Consider the following 16,910-nt stretch of genomic DNA (forward strand, 5'->3'; position numbering starts at 1 on the left):
GGCTATACAATCTCAAAGAAAGGATGGTTAGGAGATGGCTAAAGGCGTACTCGTAGATCTCGCGCAGTGTATAGGCTGTCGGAGTTGCCAGGTGGCCTGCAAGCAGTGGAATGATCTCCCGGCGGCGAAGACTTCATTCAGCGCCACTCGTGATAACCCTTTAAAGTTGTCAAAGACGACCTGGACGAAAGTTGAGCATAAATTCCTGAACACAAAAGAGGGACTGCAGTGGAAGTTTGTTAAAAGACAGTGCATGCACTGTTTGGAACCGGCTTGTGCGGCGGCGTGTTTCATGGGCGTCCTTAAGAAAACGCCCGAAGGCCCGGTCATCGTGGTTAACAACAAGTGCATCGGGTGTTACTACTGCAACGTCGCCTGTCCCTTCGAGGTGCCCAATTACGAATGGATCAAGGGAGTGCCGCGGGTTCAGAAATGCCGTCTTTGTTACGATCCGGGCGGGGAGTATGACCGGCTTGGACAAAACCGGAAGCCCGCTTGCGTGACGGCGTGCACCACGGGGGCTTTGAAGTTCGGGGACCGGGAAGAACTGCTTGCGGAAGCCAAGAGCCGCATCAGCGGCAACGCTAAGTATGTCGATTATGTTTACGGTGAAAAAGACGAAGGCGGTACGTCCTGGCTTTACATATCGAGCGTTCCTTTTGTGGAACTTGGTTTCCCGGACAAATCCAAGGGCGCCAGGTTGTGGCACACGATGCACAGCGCCAAGACCGGTTAAAAGCCTTACACATTATCGACGCGGAGGCAGTAAATGGAAGTTGAGCAGAAGTTTTCCCTCGATGACGTTATGTCGGTGTGGAGGGAACTCCTGGGTTTGAAGGATATGGTCAAGCCTTACATCACCAGGGCTCCGGGCCAAAACGACACCGATCGGTGGATCGCCGGAATGCCGTGGTTGATGATAGTTCCGCCCCGCATAGAAGAAGAACTCTTTTTCGGGGTAATTGATCGGATTTCCGGTGTTTTGAGGGACATGTATCCTCAACTGACGGAAGAAGTGGCAAACGGACTCGACGTCCTTCCCGAAGGACATTCGGAACGGCAGGCTTTCCTGGAGGGAATCCTGAAAAGGATCGAGTGTAAGGATGGCCGGGAAGACCCCTTTACATCTGTACCTTCCACGGAAATGGCCGGTTTTTTCGTAGGAGCTGCGGCGAAACTGTTTATGCGCGGTTATGCCGGTACGGTTTCCGCATGGGTTGAGGATGAGAAATGGCAGCGGGGCATCTGCCCGGTATGCGGCAGTCACCCGAGTTTTTCCGAAATAGAAGGGGAGCGCCGGGTGCGGTATTTGTACTGCGACCTTTGCGGCACAAGGTGGAGATACAACAGGATCGGGTGCCCTTTCTGCGAAAAGAGCGATGAGGAGCAGAAACTGTTGGTGCTTGAAGGGAGCCAACAATACCGTGTCTATTTATGTGAGAACTGCCGGAGCTATCTCAAGGCTGTTGACGCAAGGCACAGCCGGCCGGAAGATCTCCTGCTTGAAAACATCAAAACCATGTTTATAGATCTTCTTCTTGCCCGTGAAGGGTATGGTAATGCTGCCTGCAACGGTGAATCGACAGATGCGACCAGGGGAGGTAAATCCCTTTCAGGCCCATAGCGGGAGGGCTGCCGCAGCCGGAAGCCCTTCTTCCCGACGGAAGCCGGGGGATCCTCCAAAATCACGGTGAAAGGAGTTAAACGGATGAAAAGACTCTTATTCGGCCTTGCGCTGGCGGTAGCCGGATTGATTGTGGTCGGACTCACTAACCAGGGCTCGGACCCCGTGAACGCGACCCCTTCGATGGGAAGCAATTGCGCTGCTTGTCACGGGTCGAATATTCCCGGGACAACAACAAAACCGACTACGACAACCACAAAACCGACCACGACAACCACAAAACCGACCACGACAACCACAAAACCGGCGACAACGACTACGACTTGCGCGAAGTGCCATCCCACGGTTAAGAGCCCCTCGTCCGGCATGTCTTGCGAGACCTGTCACAGTGGCGGCGCGGCGCACATGAAGGCGCCGACGAAAGTCAAGGTAAAAGCGACTTTACAGGGGGCACAGGCCTGCGCATCCTGTCACAAGGGCGCGAATAGATAAGTAGAAATAATAGCCTTACGAACACCAGGGGGAAACTTTAAACGGTTTCTCCCTTCTTATTTTAAAAGACTGATTGTGGGTAATTCTAAAAGAGGAGGTGGTACACATTGCGTCCTTTATCGCAAATTTTCCTGACCGTATTATTAATCCTGTTTATCGCCAATGCGGCGCGGGCTGATCAGTACCGTGCCGAGCCGCAGGAATGCAGGGTCGTGTGCTACGGCACATATCTTGCCGTTCCTTTTGATGATTTCGCCATCCTTACGGGGAACGGGGCCGGTGTTCTGCGGTTTTACAGCCCGTTCTTTCCACGGCATTCGCGGGAGGTTTCGATACAAAGCCGTCTATCGTCAGGCCAGCCATTTAAGGAAGAACTGGTCAGAAGATGGACTTCCGAAGCCGAGTCCTTCATCCGGAAAACCGGGGCGCAGGCGGAACCGATGAAATGCTGGGGGGCTCCCAATTGGAAGATACTGCTACCTGAAAACGGCGGACCAAGGGTTACGACAAAAGAATTCAGTGACCGAGACCGGGCGAGGATGTATCGGTGGTGGAACGCAGAGCTTGTCGACTTCAGGGCCGCGCCCAGGAGGGGGTGGGACCTTCTGTCCAACCCCGTTTCCGGAAGAGCGGTATACACGCTCCGTTTGTATTCTTCGGGTTATCACCTGGGAGAGTAATGCAAAACAAACTAATCCGGTAGAAAGACAACCCAACGTCTTGCAACAGTCTCCTGCCGGAAGAGCAAGGGGCCGGGCGAACCGGTCTAACGAAAGGACGTGTCACCGGTGCCTTCTTTCGTCCCAGAGGTATTGATGGTACATAAAACCGCACTCGACTACCCACTAGGCAGGGATGTGAAAAAGCGGCTGGAGGACCGGGGCGTACATACGATTGTTTACGACGGGAAAATACCTGCACTGGTCCGGAAATCGTTCAGAGAAGGTTTTCTGTGCAGTAAGAGGATGATGGTTCTCTCCGTCTGGAAGGATCGCGGCTTTCAGACCTGCAGGCCGTCGGCCGATTACCAGTTGCCGCTGGTTTCCGGATGCCCGGGATTGTGCGAGTACTGCTATCTCAATACGAACCTCGGGCGCAGGCCGTATATAAAGATAAACGTTAATGTCGGGGACGTCCTGCGCCGGGCAGGAGAATACGTGAGGGAGCGCCTGCCGGAAGCCACGGTCTTCGAAGGCGCGGCAACGTCGGACCCCGTTGCGGTTGAGGGTTGGACGGGGTCGCTCCGCAGGGCGGTGGAATTCATCGCATCACTCGACGGCGCCGGGTTTCGTTTTGTTACGAAATACACCGACGTTGAGGGACTTACGGGAATCACACACGGCGGCAAGACGGAAATAAGGTTCAGTATTAACTGCGATCCGGTGATCGCGAAGTATGAAACGGGTGTGCCGCGTCTGACTTCGAGGCTCAAAGCCGCCGGGGTTTGCGCCCGCGCCGGGTATCCGGTCGGTTTTTTGGTCGCGCCCATATTCTACTTCGAGGGATGGCGCGGGGAATACAAAAGGATGTTAAGAGCAGCAGCGGAACAACTTGGGAATAACATATCCACCTTTGAACTCATTACCCATCGTTTTACCGTCCGGTCCAGGGATATAATCCGGCAGGCGTACCCGGAAACGCAGGTTCCCCTGGACGAAACGGAGCGCGTTTTCAAGTTCGGACAGTTCGGTTACGGGAAATACGTCTACCCCCCGGAGTTGTACGCTGAAATAAAGGAGTTTTTCACCGCAATAATAGCCGAATTATTTCCACGCGCCAGGATGCTCTATTTCGTCTGACCCTACAAAAAGCCGTAATGGGGTAAACCCGTCAAGGGAAGGCTCCCCCCCGAAGAACGGCGGTTATTTTTACGAAAAAACTTTTGTTCAGCCTTTGATGGGTTGTGGCGCGTCCCGGCACGTGGTACCATGGTTCAAGAAAATATTAGTTGTAAGTCGCGGGTCAAGTCCTCAGTCGGAAGTCCTAAGTCCAGGAAGGAGTCACGAAACGGAGATTGAGTCACCAGTCTTCAGTCGAAATTCCTGAGTCCGAAGAACAGTCACGAGTTGCGGGTCTGGAAGTAAAAGAGATACGGATTATAGTTGCGGGTTCCTGGTTCCGGATTCCTGGTTCCGATTCTTATTCGATATTCTATGTTCTATGTTCTAACTGCTAACTACCGGCTATGAATTCTAACCTTGAACGAATCCATAAGGCTTGCGCTCAAGCTAATAGCGTAAAAAACAGAAAAGCAACCTATCGTAAAGTCTTAAGGCGGGGGATAAGATTGCTGTTTACCACTCTGACGGTTGAAGAGGCGCGGAATAAGGTCAAGGAATGCATAAAACCGTTGCCCGTCGAACGGGTGACGCTCGGTGCGGCATCGGGCAGGGTGGTGGCGGAGGAGATTCATGCGCCGGAAGACGTGCCCGGTTTTGACCGTGCGACCATGGACGGATTTGCGGTGCGGGCGCAGGATACCTTTGGCGCTACGGAGGGACTCCCCGCATACCTGAGGGTGACGGGTGAGGTCTTGATGGGCCGTGCCCCTGAAGGGGCGGTGCATCCCGGCGAGGCCTGGCGGATACCCACCGGCGGGATGTTGCCGGAAGCGGCTGACGCGGTGGTAATGGTCGAATACACCGAAGAGGCGGGTCCCAGCAATCAGGGCTCTGAGTGCTGGGTTGCGGTTTTGCGGCCGGTGGCGCCGGGGGAGAACCTGGTACGCAGAGGTGAGGACGCGCGGTCCGGCGAGAAACTGATCGCGGCGGGGATGCGGCTACGGGCTCAGGACATCGGGCTTCTCGCCGCCTGCGGCGTAGGAATGGTGCCGGTGCGGCGTCGGCCCGTGGCGGCGATAATCGGTACCGGCGACGAGGTTGTGGGTACGGAAGTCGCGCTTAAACCCGGACAGGTGCGCGACGTTAATACGGTGGCGCTTGCGGCGGCGGTGGAGGCCGCGGGCGGGCGCCCCGAGGTGTACGGCGTGGTGCCGGACGAACTCCCGGCGCTGCAAGCCGCGTTGCAGCGGGCGGTAGCGGGCAGCGATATGGTTCTCCTGTCGGGAGGCAGTTCGGTTGGGACGCGCGACCTGACGCTTTCAGCAATCTCTTCGCTGGCCCAGGCAGAAGTCTTGTTCCACGGCCTCGCCGTGCGTCCCGGAAAGCCAACCGTCGGGGCGGTGGTAGGCGGCAAGATGGTTTTCGGCCTGCCGGGTCACCCGGTATCGGCGCTTGTGGTCTTTGAGGTGTTGGTGAAGCCTTTTATCGAACAGGAAGGCTGCCGTCGCTTACCCCTGAAGGCGGTGCTAAAGCGTTCCCTGCATTCGGCGCCCGGCCGTGAGGACTATGTAAGGGTACGGTTGACTTTGGAAAACGGCGGGTTGGCGGCCGAACCGGTCCTGGGCAAATCTGGCCTGATCGCCACGTTGAGCCGCGCCGACGCCCTCGTGCGCCTGCCGCTTGACGCCGAAGGGGCGCAGGCGGGCGAAATGGTGGATGTTTTTCTGACATAATCACGAGTCCGCAAGAGGAAGTATTCTATATTCTGACTTCTATATTCTGTCTACTGTCTACCAAATACTGACTACTGAATTCTAACTTTGAACGTTGAACTTTGAACTTTTTCGGAGGTTGGAATTGAAGCGGGAAATATATCTCGAAGAAAAACCGCTCGAAGAGGCGAAGGAAGGTTATCTGGGGTTTTTAAAAGATCTTGGGGCGCTTGACTTCGGTTCGGCGGAGGAACTGCCGGTGAAGGAATCTTGCGGGAGGGTTACCGCCGCGCCGGTGTTCGCCGCCATCTCACACCCTCATTTCCATGCCGCGGCGATGGACGGTTTTGCGGTGAGCGCCCGGAAGACCTTCGGGGCCGCCGAGCAGAACCCCATGTTGCTGCGGGAAGGGGAGGAGGCGCTGCCCGTGGACACGGGCGACGTGCTTCCCGGGGGATGCGACGCCGTGATTATGATCGAAGACACACACGAAATAAAACCCGGCGTCATCGAGATCACGGCGGCGGTTTTTCCATACCAGAACGTCAGGGTCATGGGGGAAGACGTGGTGGCCACCGAGATGCTCCTGCCCGCGAACCACCTTATCCGCCCGGTGGACGTGGGGGCGATGCTCGCCGGGGGTGCGGGTACCGTTGCCGTTCACCCGCAGCCGCGGGTGGCGGTGATCCCCACCGGCACCGAAGTGGTGGAGCCGGGAACTTCACTCAAGCCGGGAGACATCGTGGAGTTTAATTCGGCGATGCTGGGGGAGATGGTGCGCGAGTGGGGCGGCGTTCCGGTGCGCTACGGGATTGTGCCTGACGATTTTGCGGCGTTGAAGGAAGCGGTGGCCAGGGCGGCTGCCGAGTGCGACGTGATTGTTTTAAACGCCGGTGCTTCGGCCGGCAGAGAGGACTTTTCGGCTTCCGTGGTCCGGGAGTTGGGAAGTCTGTATGCACACGGCGTGGCCATTAAACCGGGCAAACCGGTGGTGCTGGGGGCGGTAGGGAAGAAACCTTACCTGGGGATTCCGGGTTATCCCGTTTCTGCGGTGTTGAATGCCGAGCTTTTCGCCGGCCCGGTGATTATGACAAAACAGGGGCGCGTTCCCGCGGAGCGGGAGAAGATAAGGGCGGTGCTTTCGCGCCGGGTCGTGTCGCCCGCCGGTGTTGAAGAGTTCGTCAGGGTAAAGCTCGGCAGGATCGGCTCTGCTGTCGTTGCTACGCCTCTCGGCCGCGGCGCCGGGCGCCTGCTCACGCTCGTACGCGCCGACGGCATCCTGAGGGTACCGCGATTTTCCGAGGGCTACGACGCCGGGAGCGAGCAGGTAATAGAGCTTTTAAGGAACCGGCGGGAGATCGAGGACACGGTGGTGGTTATCGGCAGTCACGACCTTGCCCTCGACATCATCGCCAACTTCCTGCGTTTGAAATATCCGGAGGCTTCGCTTTCCTCCGCCCACGTCGGCAGCCTGGGCGGGCTGCTCGCCCTTAGACGGGGAGAGGCCCACGTTGCGGGGACACACCTGCTCGACGAGACGACCGGGGATTACAATATCCCATACGTTCAACGGTATCTGGAGGACGTTCCTGTGGCACTGGTCAACCTTTCCTACCGGGAGCAGGGTTTTATCGTTGTTCCCGGGAACCCGAAGGGAGTGCGGGACTTCGCGGACCTGGTCAGGGAAGGCGTGCGCTTTGTCAACCGTCAGCGGGGGGCCGGTACCCGGGTGCTGCTGGACTTCAATCTTCAGCGTACGGGAATAGATGTCCGGCGGATTGAAGGGTACGCAAGGGAGGAATACACCCACCTGGCGGTGGCGGCGGCGGTTGCGGGCGGCACAGCGGATACCGGGCTCGGGATCAGGGCGGCCGCGGTGGCGCTGGGTCTCGATTTTGTCCCTGTTGCCGAGGAGCGGTACGATCTTTGCGTCCTGCGCGAGTACTGGGATGGTAAGATAGGTGAACAACTGCGGGAGGTCCTGTTAGACCCTGAGTTTCAGGCGGCGGTACTCGCCCGCGGGGGATACGACCTGCGTGACTGCGGGAAGGTTCTATACACACAGGGGCGGAATTAAGTCCCTGTGTCATAGTCAAGTCCTCGGTCCGGGAAAAAAGTCACGAGTCGCGGGTTAGATTCCGGATTCCAGGTTCCGCATTCTACCTTCTACATTCTATATTCTGTCTTTGTACTTTGTCCCCTAACCTTGAACCTTGAACGGTGAACCTTAAAGAAGTTCACCATGCGGTTAGGAGCCGCTCCATCAGAAGAATATAAATTAGAAGACCCGTAAGCTTAAAACTTAGAAGTATTATTGTAACTTGTACGGAGCGCAACGAGAAGTAATGCAGGGCAATGAAGACCGGGGAGACGAACCGGAGCGTACTGATTGCGTACGTGAGGATTCGGCTCACCGGGCTGACGCAGCAATGCGTTGCTTATCGTTGTGCCCCTCGAAAGAAGCACTATTTTTAAGGAGGACGGTTATGGAACTCACACATATAGACGCCGAAGGGAAGGCGCGGATGGTCGGGGTCGACGAAAAACCGGAAACCTTGCGGGAAGCGGTTGCGTGCGGCGCCTTACGTGTGGAACCCGAAACGCTCCGTCTGATCTCCGCCGGGGAGATTCCCAAAGGAGATGTTATAGCCGTGGCGCGGGTCGCCGGGATTATGGCGTCCAAGGAGACGCCGCGTCTCATCCCTCTCTGCCATCCGGTCAGGGTCAGCGGGGTGGAAATCAATTTCCTTTTAAATAAGGATAAAAGCAGGGTGGAGATAAAGGCCAGGGTAAAAGCCGTGGACAGGACCGGGGTGGAAATGGAGGCCATGACGGCGGTGGCGGGGTCTGCGCTCGCCCTCTACGACATGGTGAAAGCGGTGGACAGAAAAGCTTCCATCGAGGAGATCTGTCTGGTCTATAAAAGCGGCGGAAAAAGCGGCGTTTTTGAAAGGTGAACAAGTAAGTCACAGGTCACGAGTTAAGTCCTCAGTCCTCAGTCGAAAGTCCTGAGTCCAGGGCAGGGAAAGGATGAGGGATGAAGGCGGAAGGATGAAAGGGAGAAGTTGCGGGTCACGAGTCGCGAGTCACGAGTCACGAGTTACGGGTTTCGGAGTTCGAATTCCATCTTCTATCTTCTATATTCTATCTAATAACCTTGAACCTTGAACTTTTTAACCGGGAGGTGTAGTTCATGTACCGGGTAGCCGTGGTTACCGTTAGCGACAAGGGCGCGCGGGGCGAGCGTGAGGACACAAGCGGGCAAATGATCAAGGATATGCTGGCGTCCGAAGGACTGAAGGTGGAAGAGACGCGCACCGTCAGCGACGATCCCGGGCAAATAACAAACGTCTTGCTTGAACTGACAGGCGCGGGGATTGAACTGATCCTGACCACGGGCGGAACCGGGCTCGGTCCCCGGGACAACACCCCCGAGGCCACCCTGGCGGTGATCGAGCGTGAGGTGCCCGGGCTGACGGAGGCAATGCGGCTGGAAACCCGCAAATTTTCGGCGCGCGCAATCCTAAGTCGCGCAGTGGCCGGCATAAGGGGCAAAACCCTCATCGTTAACCTTCCCGGCAGCCAGAGGGGCGTGCGGGAATGCCTTCCGGTGATTCTCCCGGTTTTGGGACACGGTCTGGCGATCCTGACCGGCCGGACGGGCGAATGCGGCAAACCATAAGGCGGAGCCGATATTAACCACTGATAGACACGGATGGACACGGATTAAGATTAAATTATATCATCCTTATTTGTGGTAATCTGTGTTAATCCGTGGTTCAAATTATTTACTTTTAAGGAGTCAAAGAGTAAAAAGTGTGGCCCATTTTATTCCATATAGGCGGATACCCGATTCACAGTTACGGCGTTATGCTCGCCGTCGCCGTCCTGGTGGGGTTGACGGTGATGGAGCGCGAGGCCGCGCGACGGGGACTCGACCCCGACCATATCTTTAACCTCGCGCTGATCCTGGTCGTCGGCGGGGTTGTCAGCAGCCGCCTCGCGTACGTGATAATCGAGTGGCACAATTACGCCCCGGACCCCTTGTCCGTATTTAGAATCTGGGACGGCGGGCTTTCGTATTACGGCGCGCTGATCGCCGAACTTCCGGTTGTGGTATTGTACAGCCGCTTGAAGGCCATGCGGTTCGGCGAGGTGGCCGACATCGTCGCCCTCGGTCTGGCGGTGGGCTATCCCTTCGCACGCATCGGGTGCTTTCTCAACGGCTGCTGTTACGGCAAGCCCACCGATGTACCCTGGGCGATGGTTTTTACGGCCGACGGGATTGCAAGGCACCCAACGCAGCTTTATTCAGTTTTTATCGGCGCGCTCATCTTTCTTACGCTGTGGCTCATGCGCGGACGGAAGCGTTTTCCCGGCCAACTGGCCCTGCTTTATCTGGTGCTTTACGGAGTTTACCGGTTCGGGATCGATTTTCTGCGCGTCTCGCCGCCGGCAGGCGTTTACCTGACCCTCGGCCAGGCGGTAAGCCTTCTGGTGGCGGGCGGCGCTTTGGTCATTTTACTGATCAGGTTGGGGAAACTGCGGGACCGTTCCTGAAGTTTCGGAAAGGCAGGGCCTTAGGGCAACGGTTGTCTGGCAGGTGCTGGGCGCAGGGGCATTCCTGGTTGCTGCCGTCATTATGGGCCGGTTAATGAGAAAAAACCCTTCGAGGCGGTCTGTGCTCAAGGCATGTGGAATAATGCATTTTCTCGGGGTAACGGGGATAGTAATGCCGATGGGCTTCGGTTTCTTATACCCAGGTCTGACCGGATTTGATAGGGTACTGGGGATAGAACCGCTTCCATTTCGGTGGCTTCTAGCCATGCTGGGTGTCTTACTGATACTGCCGGGGTTATACTTAATCATTCATTCGGTGACGGCTCTCGGTGCGCAGGGTAAGGGGGCGCCCGCAATCATCCATTCCCAGGCGGTGGTTAAAAGCGACGTTTACGAATTGGTCCGGCACCCGATGTCATTAGGCATGTACCTGGCGGCACTCGGAGCAGGTCTAATGGCGGGGTCGACGTACCTGACGGCGGCTACGGCGCTGTATTTCATTCCGGTGCACGTCTTTTACCTTAAATATTTTGAAGAGTTAGAACTCGAACTCCGGCACGGTCAGTCATATAACGAATACAAACAAAGAACGCCTTTTCTCATTCCGAGGACGCTCAAGCGCATATAGCGTGTTTTACGGTGTAATGTTTGCGTTGAATGCCGCTGCTGCAGTATTTATATTCTGGATTCACGATGTTCTTGGCGTCTTGGCGGTGAGATTTATTTTTGGAGGAGTGATTTGAATGGTCAGACTGCGGGGACACCACCTTGTTTGCCTGAACTTTTTCCGCGGTGGGGGTTACAACCGTGAATTCAGAGAAAACCTTGCGGAAGTTATCGCCAAAGCCGAAAAGGGCGACAAGATAGAAGTGATACAGGGGGCGGATGATGTATGCCGGTCCTGTCCCGACCTCAAGGACGGAAAATGCGCCCATACTCCGGATTCGGACGCGGGAATCAGGCAGCTTGACGCAAAGGCGGCAGCTCGCCTCGGCGTTTCCCCCGGAGATACGGTGCTCTGGCGGGAGATGAAAGCCCGTGTCGCCGCAACCCCGAAGGAGTGGTTCCTATCCTTCTGCGACGCCTGCGAGTGGGAAAAGACCTGTGTGGAGAGAAAGAAAAACCTCGGGGTGTTGTAAAGATAACGTATCCAGACGTAGTTTTGCAACGGCCTTCTAAGGGAAGTCTGTAAGAAAGCTCATATAAAGATGGCCGAAAAGCGTCCCGGGGGAAAGAACTGATGTAAAACTTAAAAACGCGGTGTTTGCTACAGCACCATCTTCGGTTCTTCCGCCAGGATATAGACGTGTTCGTGTTCCTCGATCAGCGCCGCGATGGCGTCGAAGAAGCGGATTATGTGAGAGGCGCTTGATACGAGCCCGTTGAGGAAGTTCGTCAGGAACGAGTCTTCCACGTCTGTATCGATCATCAGGCTGAGGACGCCGTCGTCGTCGGCGTCCGGCGTCGGTCCGCCGTGCGGCTGGTAGAAGGCGGAAAGCCACTGGTATATCTCCCAGAATGACTTCCCTCCGGCATCCTCGCCGCGGCTGGTCATCCAGGCGTCCAAGACGCACACGAGGTCATTGGCGCTTGTTCGTGAAAGTTTTCCGATGATGTCATCCTGTCTTTCCCGCCGGCCTTCATAGTGGCGGAGCAGTTCCTGGTGCAGATAAAACATGGAGCCCGTGGCTTCCATTTGCGCCTTGGCGGCAAGGGCGGCGCAGATAGGGTTGCCGGAATTAAGCACGGTGAAGAAACCCCAGAGAAGGTTCGTCGATCTTATCAGCAGCAGGGAGGCGGCGAAACCTATGCTGTAGCCTTCCGGCATCCCCTCGGGACTGCACTCTAAATCAACCACTCTACTGACGCGTTCCACGTGGTTTTCATACCCGGCCCGGACGCTCTCCAACATCTCGTGAGACTGCGGGTATTCGTCCCACTCCCAGGACAACATTATAAGATCACCCCATGAAGTAGAAATAGGTTTGTTTTCGGCAAATCATTGAACGAACTCATTCTCTATACTATAAAGCGTATTCGTCACATTTTCCTTAAAACATTAGAACGGTTTAAAATGTTGCCTTCGACCGGTGATAACTTTTGAGTGTTTAAATGGCGCCGTTAGGAGGAGGATTTTGTTCCTTGGAGTGGAATTTGTTGCTGTCGGGTTTATTATTGGGTTAGTTTTAAACCGTAGGTTATTTAGAGCGGGGGTGCCCCATAGTGAGGGATAGGGTCAATATCGATACCGATATTTTAATCATCGGCGGCGGGACCGCCGGGTGCCTGGCGGCCTGGGAGGCGCGGCAGGTGGGAGGCCCGGATCTTAAAATCACGATCCTGGAGCGGGCGAACATCCGGCACAGCGGTTCCCTGGCAGCGGGGCAGAATGCGTTGAACGCTTATATTAACAACGGGACGCCGGAAGACTGGGTGGCGTATGTCCGCTACGACCTCTGCGGAGCGCCGGTGCGGGAGGACATCCTGCTAAGCGTCGGCCGGGAGTTGAACGAGACGGTGGCCATTATTGAAAAAGAGGGCCTGCCGATAAAGAAGGACGTGGACGGACGTTACCTGGCTAGAGGGAAGTGGAACATCGAGGTAAACGGGCGTTTTCTGAAACCTATCACCGCCGGAATGGCTGAGAAGGCGGGCGCCCGGATCATAAACTGGGTCTTCGTGACCGAATTATTGAAAAAAGACGGCCGTTGTGTCGGCGCCGTAGGGTTCGGCAGCCGGGACGGGCGGTTTTATGTTGTAAGGGCGAAGGCGGTGCTGATGGCCACCGGCGGCGCCGCCGGCATCTGGAGGCCGCGCTGCAGCGGGGACGCCCACCACCGTATCTGGTCGGTGCCCTTCAACACCGGCGCGGGGTATGCGATGATGAAGCGGGCCGGCGCCGAGATGACCGGTTTTGATACAAGGATGATACCGGTACGCGTCAAGGACACCTACGCCCCCGGCGGCACCATGGCCATAGGCGCGAATGCGCCGATGGTCAACGCCCTCGGAGAGGTTTTCATGCTGGAGAAGGAGGAGTACGTCCGGATGGGCGGTCATACCGCGCCGACACCGGTTCGGGTCTGGGCGTGCTACCGGGAGATAGCCGCCGGTCGGGGGCCTATTTTTATGGATACTACCAAGGGCGACCCGGAAAAAGTGGCAGGGCTGCGGGAGCAATACCTCGATATGTCGCCGACGACGGTCCTGTACTGGGGAGCGCATGACATCGACCCGGCCAAGGACCCGGTGGAAATCGAGGGGGACTCGCCTTTCCTTGTCGGGGCGCATGCGGCCTGCTGCGGCGCGTGGAGTATCAGCACCACCAGGATGACGACGGTGCCCGGACTTTTCGCCAGCGGCGAGGCTCTCGGGCAGGCGCCCTCCAGGTTTATCTCGGGGTCCTGGACCTGCGGACGCATCGCCGGCAGAAACATGGTCAAGTGGGTGGAGGAAAGCGGCAGCGGACTGCCGGAGATCGACGCAAAGGAAATCGACCGACTCGAAGAAGCGGCCTTCGCGCCGCTCGCACGCTGGGGCAAACAGGAGTTTTACACCAACGGGAAACCGGTGATGGGCATCCTTCCGAAGGACATGGAGGAGCACATGCAGAACGTGATGGAGGATTACTGCGGCGGGCGCGTAAGGCATTTTTCCGTCAGCGAGCCCTATCTCGGTATCGCCCGCAAGCGGATTAACCGGCTGCGGCGCGACCAGTTGCGTTACCTGGTTGCACGCGACCTTTACGAACTGCAGCAGGCATGGGACGTTATCGACCGTCTTGATTGCTGCCAGTTGACGATAGAACACATAAGCTTCCGGAAGGAGACCCGCTACCTCGGTTACGTGAACCGCACGGATTACCCGGAGCGGAACGATGCCGAGTACGATTGTTTCATCTGTTCGGCCTGGAACCCGGATACGGACGAGATGACTTTTAAGAAATACCCGTACGACCAGCTTGTCCGCGGCGACCGGAGCGAGGAGACGATATAAGTTTTTAAGTCCTGAGTCCGGAAAACAGTTACGGGTTACGGGTTACGAGTTGCGAGTTGCAGGTTTAAAGCCCTGAGTCCTCAGTCGAACGTCCTCAGTCAGGGAACGGGAAACAAAGGATGAAGGATGCCCTTGTTTCTGAGGCTTGAGTCCTATGTCTGAACGTAGAACATAGCACGTAGAACGTAGAACGTTGAACTTTGAACCTCGAACTTTGAACTTTAAACCTAGAACTTTGAACCTAGAACTTAAGTGGGGGGAGACGAATGCCGCCTAACGTTATACCGGATAAATGCGACGGCTGTCAAAAACTTGGAGATCCGCTGTGCATTTCGATTTGCCCGGGCAACCTTTATGTAATTGAAGAAGCGACGGGAAAGGCAGTCTGCCGTGATCCCGGCGAGTGTTGGGACTGCATGACGTGCGCCATTTTCTGCCCGCAGCAGGCGATCGTAAACCAGGTACAGTATCAACTCGCGCCGATCCCTGCGCGGTTGATTCCGAAGCTGGAACAGAACAGCATCACCTGGACGCTGACCGACTGCAAAGGCCAGGTTTTCCGGATGCGGAACATTACTTTGACCGGCGGAGAAGAAGACGAAGAAGAATAGGACCCTTAGACGGGCCTTTGTCTTTTACCGCTGCCCCGGAGCAGGGCGGCGGTTTATTTTTTTTGTATCGCCTGAAAAGGGCGCGCCGCAAGCACTGGCGCTATTTACCATAATTACCCTGACGGCACCGACTCTTGTAGATTTGCGTAGGTTGTGGTATTATAGGAACGAGAAAGATGCCCTGCGATGACCGTGAACATCTTGAAGTTTTGAGCCAACACTTATACCTTGGGAGCCCGGGCTCTGGCTGCAGCTTGCAGGCCTTGTACACAAGGAAGCGAAAATCAGTCAGGAGGGCACCCACCTGTCTGAGACGGGTTCAAGGGAAACTTTGAGACGATTACGGCATCTGCGGGGTTATTTTTTCCCGGCGAATGCGGTTGTTTGCGGGCAAACACGGATATTTATATTATGGCTTTTTAATGAGAGATGAATATGCGGAGCTTATATCGAAATAATACAACCCGGAAAAGCCGGGAACAATTCTTAACCGCAGAGACACAGAGCACACTAAGAAAATAAATCCTGCGTGGTGAATCTGTGATCAATCGTTCTCAATATTCTGCGTAGACTTCACCCACCTTTATTTCCTTTGTATCCCTGGTGTCTTGGCGGTTAAACTTTGCGATATAGACCTTCTTAAAACCATTGATTTATCGGCCTTGGAAGGCAAACGCCGTTATATTGACCGTCTGCGGCGGCGTGTGATAATGTTAAGGCGAAAAATGAGGATGAACAGACTGTATTTCGATCATGCCGCTACCACCCCTGTAGCCCCGGAGGTCCTGGAGGTTATTCTACCTTATTTGAATGAGCGTTTCGGAAACCCTTCCAGCGTTCATTCGTTCGGCGTGGAGGCGCGCGAGGCCGTGGAAAAAGCGCGGCGTGAGGTTTCAGACAGCCTGCAGGCCGAGCCGGGGGAGATCTACTTCACGAGCGGGGGGACGGAAGCGGACGTTATTGCGCTGCGCGGGGTTGCTTACGCCCGTCGCAAGAAGGGCGACCACATCATTACTTCCGCCGTCGAGCACCACGCGGTGCTTGAAACCTGTCTGGCGCTGGACACCGAGGGCTTCAGGGTGACGGTGCTTCCTGTGGACGAATACGGAAGGGTGCGCCTCGCGGCCCTGGAAGAGGCCATAAGTGACCGAACGATACTTGTATCAGTGATGCACGCCAACAACGAGGTGGGAACGGTTCAGCCGGTCAGGGAGATCTGCGATATCGCGCACCGCCGGGGGGTGACGGTACACACCGACGCGGTGCAGAGCTTCGGTAAAATTCCGGTGAGCGTCCGGGAGATCGGCGCCGATCTCCTCTCGATCTCCGGGCACAAGATATACGGCCCGAAGGGAATCGGCGCGCTTTATATCCGCGAGGGAACGCCTTATGAGCCGGTATTCCAGGCGGGCGGGCAGGAACGGGGGCGCCGCCCGGGGACGGAGAACGTACCCGGGATCGCCGGGATGGGGAAAGCGGCGGCGGTTGCCGCGAAGGGCATGAAAAGTGAGGCGGAACGTCTTAGCATGCTGCGTGTCCGCCTTGTGGACGGACTTAGGGCTTGTCTTGACGGCGTCGTCTTTAACGGGCATCCCACCGAGCACCTGCCGGGAACCGTTCATTTCAGCATCGCCGGGATCGAGGGCGGGACGCTGCTGAGCGAGCTGGACCGGCAGGGGATCGCGGTTTCCTGTGGCGCGGCATGCACCGCGGGCCATGCCTGTATTTCTCACGTGCTTTCGGCGATGGGCGTCTCCGCGGAAACGGCCGTAGGTTCGGTCCGGGTGAGCATGGGAAGGAGCAATACCGAAGCGCACATCGACCGTTTAATACAGGTGCTTGCGGAGACGGTTCAAAGCCTGCGCGCCGGAAGCGCTTAGGGCCTTTGATGCCAGATCTACGCAAAACGGCAAGAAGAAATAACCACAGAGGCACAGAACACACGGAGGGGAAAACACGAAAATGGTATTCCTTTTTATTGTTTCGTCTTGATATTTCTATTCTCTGTGAACTCTGTGTCTCCGTGGTAGCCCAGCACTCAACTTGCTGATCTTAAGACGTCGTTCTAAGTTACATTGCATACAACGTTGCAAAGTAGTTTGAACGTACCGTTGAGTGCTGGGTGGTTCCGGCT

General features: G+C 56.3%; 16 protein-coding genes and 1 other RNA gene. 15 read left to right on the forward strand and 2 right to left on the reverse strand.

Features of this window, described 5'->3' with window-relative positions:
* Positions 1-34: 34 nt before the first annotated feature.
* Together AB1500_11325 and AB1500_11330 are read left to right on the forward strand one after the other, a co-directional pair.
* On the forward strand, positions 35-736 hold the full coding sequence (locus tag AB1500_11325) for a 4Fe-4S dicluster domain-containing protein (protein MEW6183741.1): 702 nt from the start codon (positions 35-37) through the stop codon (positions 734-736).
* Positions 737-769: 33 nt separating this feature from the next.
* Positions 770-1,624 (forward strand): formate dehydrogenase accessory protein FdhE, encoded by an 855-nt coding sequence (locus AB1500_11330; protein ID MEW6183742.1) that lies wholly within the window; start codon positions 770-772, stop codon positions 1,622-1,624.
* Positions 1,625-1,830: 206 nt separating this feature from the next.
* Here AB1500_11330 and AB1500_11335 read toward each other — a convergent pair whose 3' ends face one another.
* Complete coding sequence (locus tag AB1500_11335; GenBank protein ID MEW6183743.1) at positions 1,831-1,992, reverse strand: hypothetical protein; 162 nt, start codon at positions 1,990-1,992, stop codon at positions 1,831-1,833.
* Between the two features lie 231 nt (positions 1,993-2,223).
* Here AB1500_11335 and AB1500_11340 point away from each other — a divergent pair, with 231 nt between their 5' ends.
* From AB1500_11340 to AB1500_11380, 9 genes are all read left to right on the forward strand, one after another.
* Entirely contained in the window at positions 2,224-2,796 is a 573-nt protein-coding gene (locus AB1500_11340; GenBank protein ID MEW6183744.1) for a hypothetical protein, read from the forward strand.
* 108 nt (positions 2,797-2,904) lie between these two features.
* A complete protein-coding gene (gene splB, locus AB1500_11345; protein MEW6183745.1) occupies positions 2,905-3,915 on the forward strand; it encodes a spore photoproduct lyase in 1,011 nt (336 codons plus the stop codon).
* A 488-nt stretch (positions 3,916-4,403) separates the two neighbouring features.
* Positions 4,404-5,630 (forward strand): gephyrin-like molybdotransferase Glp, encoded by a 1,227-nt coding sequence (glp, locus tag AB1500_11350; protein MEW6183746.1) that lies wholly within the window; start codon positions 4,404-4,406, stop codon positions 5,628-5,630.
* Positions 5,631-5,748: 118 nt separating this feature from the next.
* On the forward strand, positions 5,749-7,686 hold the full coding sequence (locus AB1500_11355; GenBank protein ID MEW6183747.1) for a molybdopterin biosynthesis protein: 1,938 nt from the start codon (positions 5,749-5,751) through the stop codon (positions 7,684-7,686).
* A gap of 409 nt (positions 7,687-8,095) precedes the next feature.
* The gene (gene moaC, locus AB1500_11360) at positions 8,096-8,566 is read left to right on the forward strand and encodes a cyclic pyranopterin monophosphate synthase MoaC (GenBank protein ID MEW6183748.1); all 471 of its coding nucleotides are present in this window, start codon (positions 8,096-8,098) and stop codon (positions 8,564-8,566) included.
* A gap of 236 nt (positions 8,567-8,802) precedes the next feature.
* Positions 8,803-9,291, forward strand: coding sequence for a MogA/MoaB family molybdenum cofactor biosynthesis protein (locus AB1500_11365; protein ID MEW6183749.1), 489 nt, complete (start codon positions 8,803-8,805; stop codon positions 9,289-9,291).
* A gap of 134 nt (positions 9,292-9,425) precedes the next feature.
* Positions 9,426-10,169 carry a prolipoprotein diacylglyceryl transferase gene (gene lgt / locus AB1500_11370; protein ID MEW6183750.1) on the forward strand — a complete coding sequence of 248 codons (744 nt, stop codon included), beginning with the start codon at positions 9,426-9,428 and terminating at the stop codon, positions 10,167-10,169.
* 121 nt (positions 10,170-10,290) lie between these two features.
* Positions 10,291-10,797 (forward strand): methyltransferase, encoded by a 507-nt coding sequence (locus AB1500_11375; protein ID MEW6183751.1) that lies wholly within the window; start codon positions 10,291-10,293, stop codon positions 10,795-10,797.
* Between the two features lie 115 nt (positions 10,798-10,912).
* On the forward strand, positions 10,913-11,308 hold the full coding sequence (locus AB1500_11380) for a DUF1284 domain-containing protein (GenBank protein MEW6183752.1): 396 nt from the start codon (positions 10,913-10,915) through the stop codon (positions 11,306-11,308).
* Between the two features lie 128 nt (positions 11,309-11,436).
* Here the strand turns inward: AB1500_11380 and AB1500_11385 are convergent, their stop codons facing one another.
* On the reverse strand, positions 11,437-12,123 hold the full coding sequence (locus AB1500_11385) for a hypothetical protein (protein ID MEW6183753.1): 687 nt from the start codon (positions 12,121-12,123) through the stop codon (positions 11,437-11,439).
* Positions 12,124-12,392: 269 nt separating this feature from the next.
* On the opposite strand from AB1500_11385, the gene AB1500_11390 reads away from it, so the two are divergent.
* From AB1500_11390 to AB1500_11405, 4 genes are all read left to right on the forward strand, one after another.
* A complete protein-coding gene (locus tag AB1500_11390; GenBank protein MEW6183754.1) occupies positions 12,393-14,165 on the forward strand; it encodes an adenylyl-sulfate reductase subunit alpha in 1,773 nt (590 codons plus the stop codon).
* 266 nt (positions 14,166-14,431) lie between these two features.
* Positions 14,432-14,776, forward strand: coding sequence for a 4Fe-4S ferredoxin (locus AB1500_11395; protein ID MEW6183755.1), 345 nt, complete (start codon positions 14,432-14,434; stop codon positions 14,774-14,776).
* A gap of 175 nt (positions 14,777-14,951) precedes the next feature.
* Positions 14,952-15,138, forward strand: a non-coding RNA gene (gene ssrS, locus AB1500_11400) — 6S RNA.
* Between the two features lie 348 nt (positions 15,139-15,486).
* Positions 15,487-16,656, forward strand: coding sequence for a cysteine desulfurase family protein (locus AB1500_11405; GenBank protein MEW6183756.1), 1,170 nt, complete (start codon positions 15,487-15,489; stop codon positions 16,654-16,656).
* Positions 16,657-16,910 lie beyond the last annotated feature (254 nt).

Source organism: Bacillota bacterium (genome assembly GCA_040755295.1).
Taxonomy (GTDB): Bacteria; Bacillota; Desulfotomaculia; order Desulfotomaculales; family Ammonificaceae; genus SURF-55.

Excerpts from the sequence above, each read along its gene's own strand:
- AB1500_11395 (MEW6183755.1), top strand. The coding sequence starts at position 14,432 with ATGCCGCCTAACGTTATACCGGATAAATGCGACGGCTGTCAAAAACTT.
- AB1500_11365 (MEW6183749.1), top strand. The coding sequence starts at position 8,803 with ATGTACCGGGTAGCCGTGGTTACCGTTAGCGACAAGGGCGCGCGGGGC.
- AB1500_11405 (MEW6183756.1), top strand. The coding sequence starts at position 15,487 with ATGTTAAGGCGAAAAATGAGGATGAACAGACTGTATTTCGATCATGCC.
- AB1500_11335 (MEW6183743.1), bottom strand. The coding sequence starts at position 1,992 with ATGCCGGACGAGGGGCTCTTAACCGTGGGATGGCACTTCGCGCAAGTC.
- AB1500_11330 (MEW6183742.1), top strand. The coding sequence starts at position 770 with ATGGAAGTTGAGCAGAAGTTTTCCCTCGATGACGTTATGTCGGTGTGG.
- AB1500_11325 (MEW6183741.1), top strand. The coding sequence starts at position 35 with ATGGCTAAAGGCGTACTCGTAGATCTCGCGCAGTGTATAGGCTGTCGG.
- moaC (MEW6183748.1), top strand. The coding sequence starts at position 8,096 with ATGGAACTCACACATATAGACGCCGAAGGGAAGGCGCGGATGGTCGGG.
- AB1500_11380 (MEW6183752.1), top strand. The coding sequence starts at position 10,913 with ATGGTCAGACTGCGGGGACACCACCTTGTTTGCCTGAACTTTTTCCGC.
- AB1500_11385 (MEW6183753.1), bottom strand. The coding sequence starts at position 12,123 with ATGTTGTCCTGGGAGTGGGACGAATACCCGCAGTCTCACGAGATGTTG.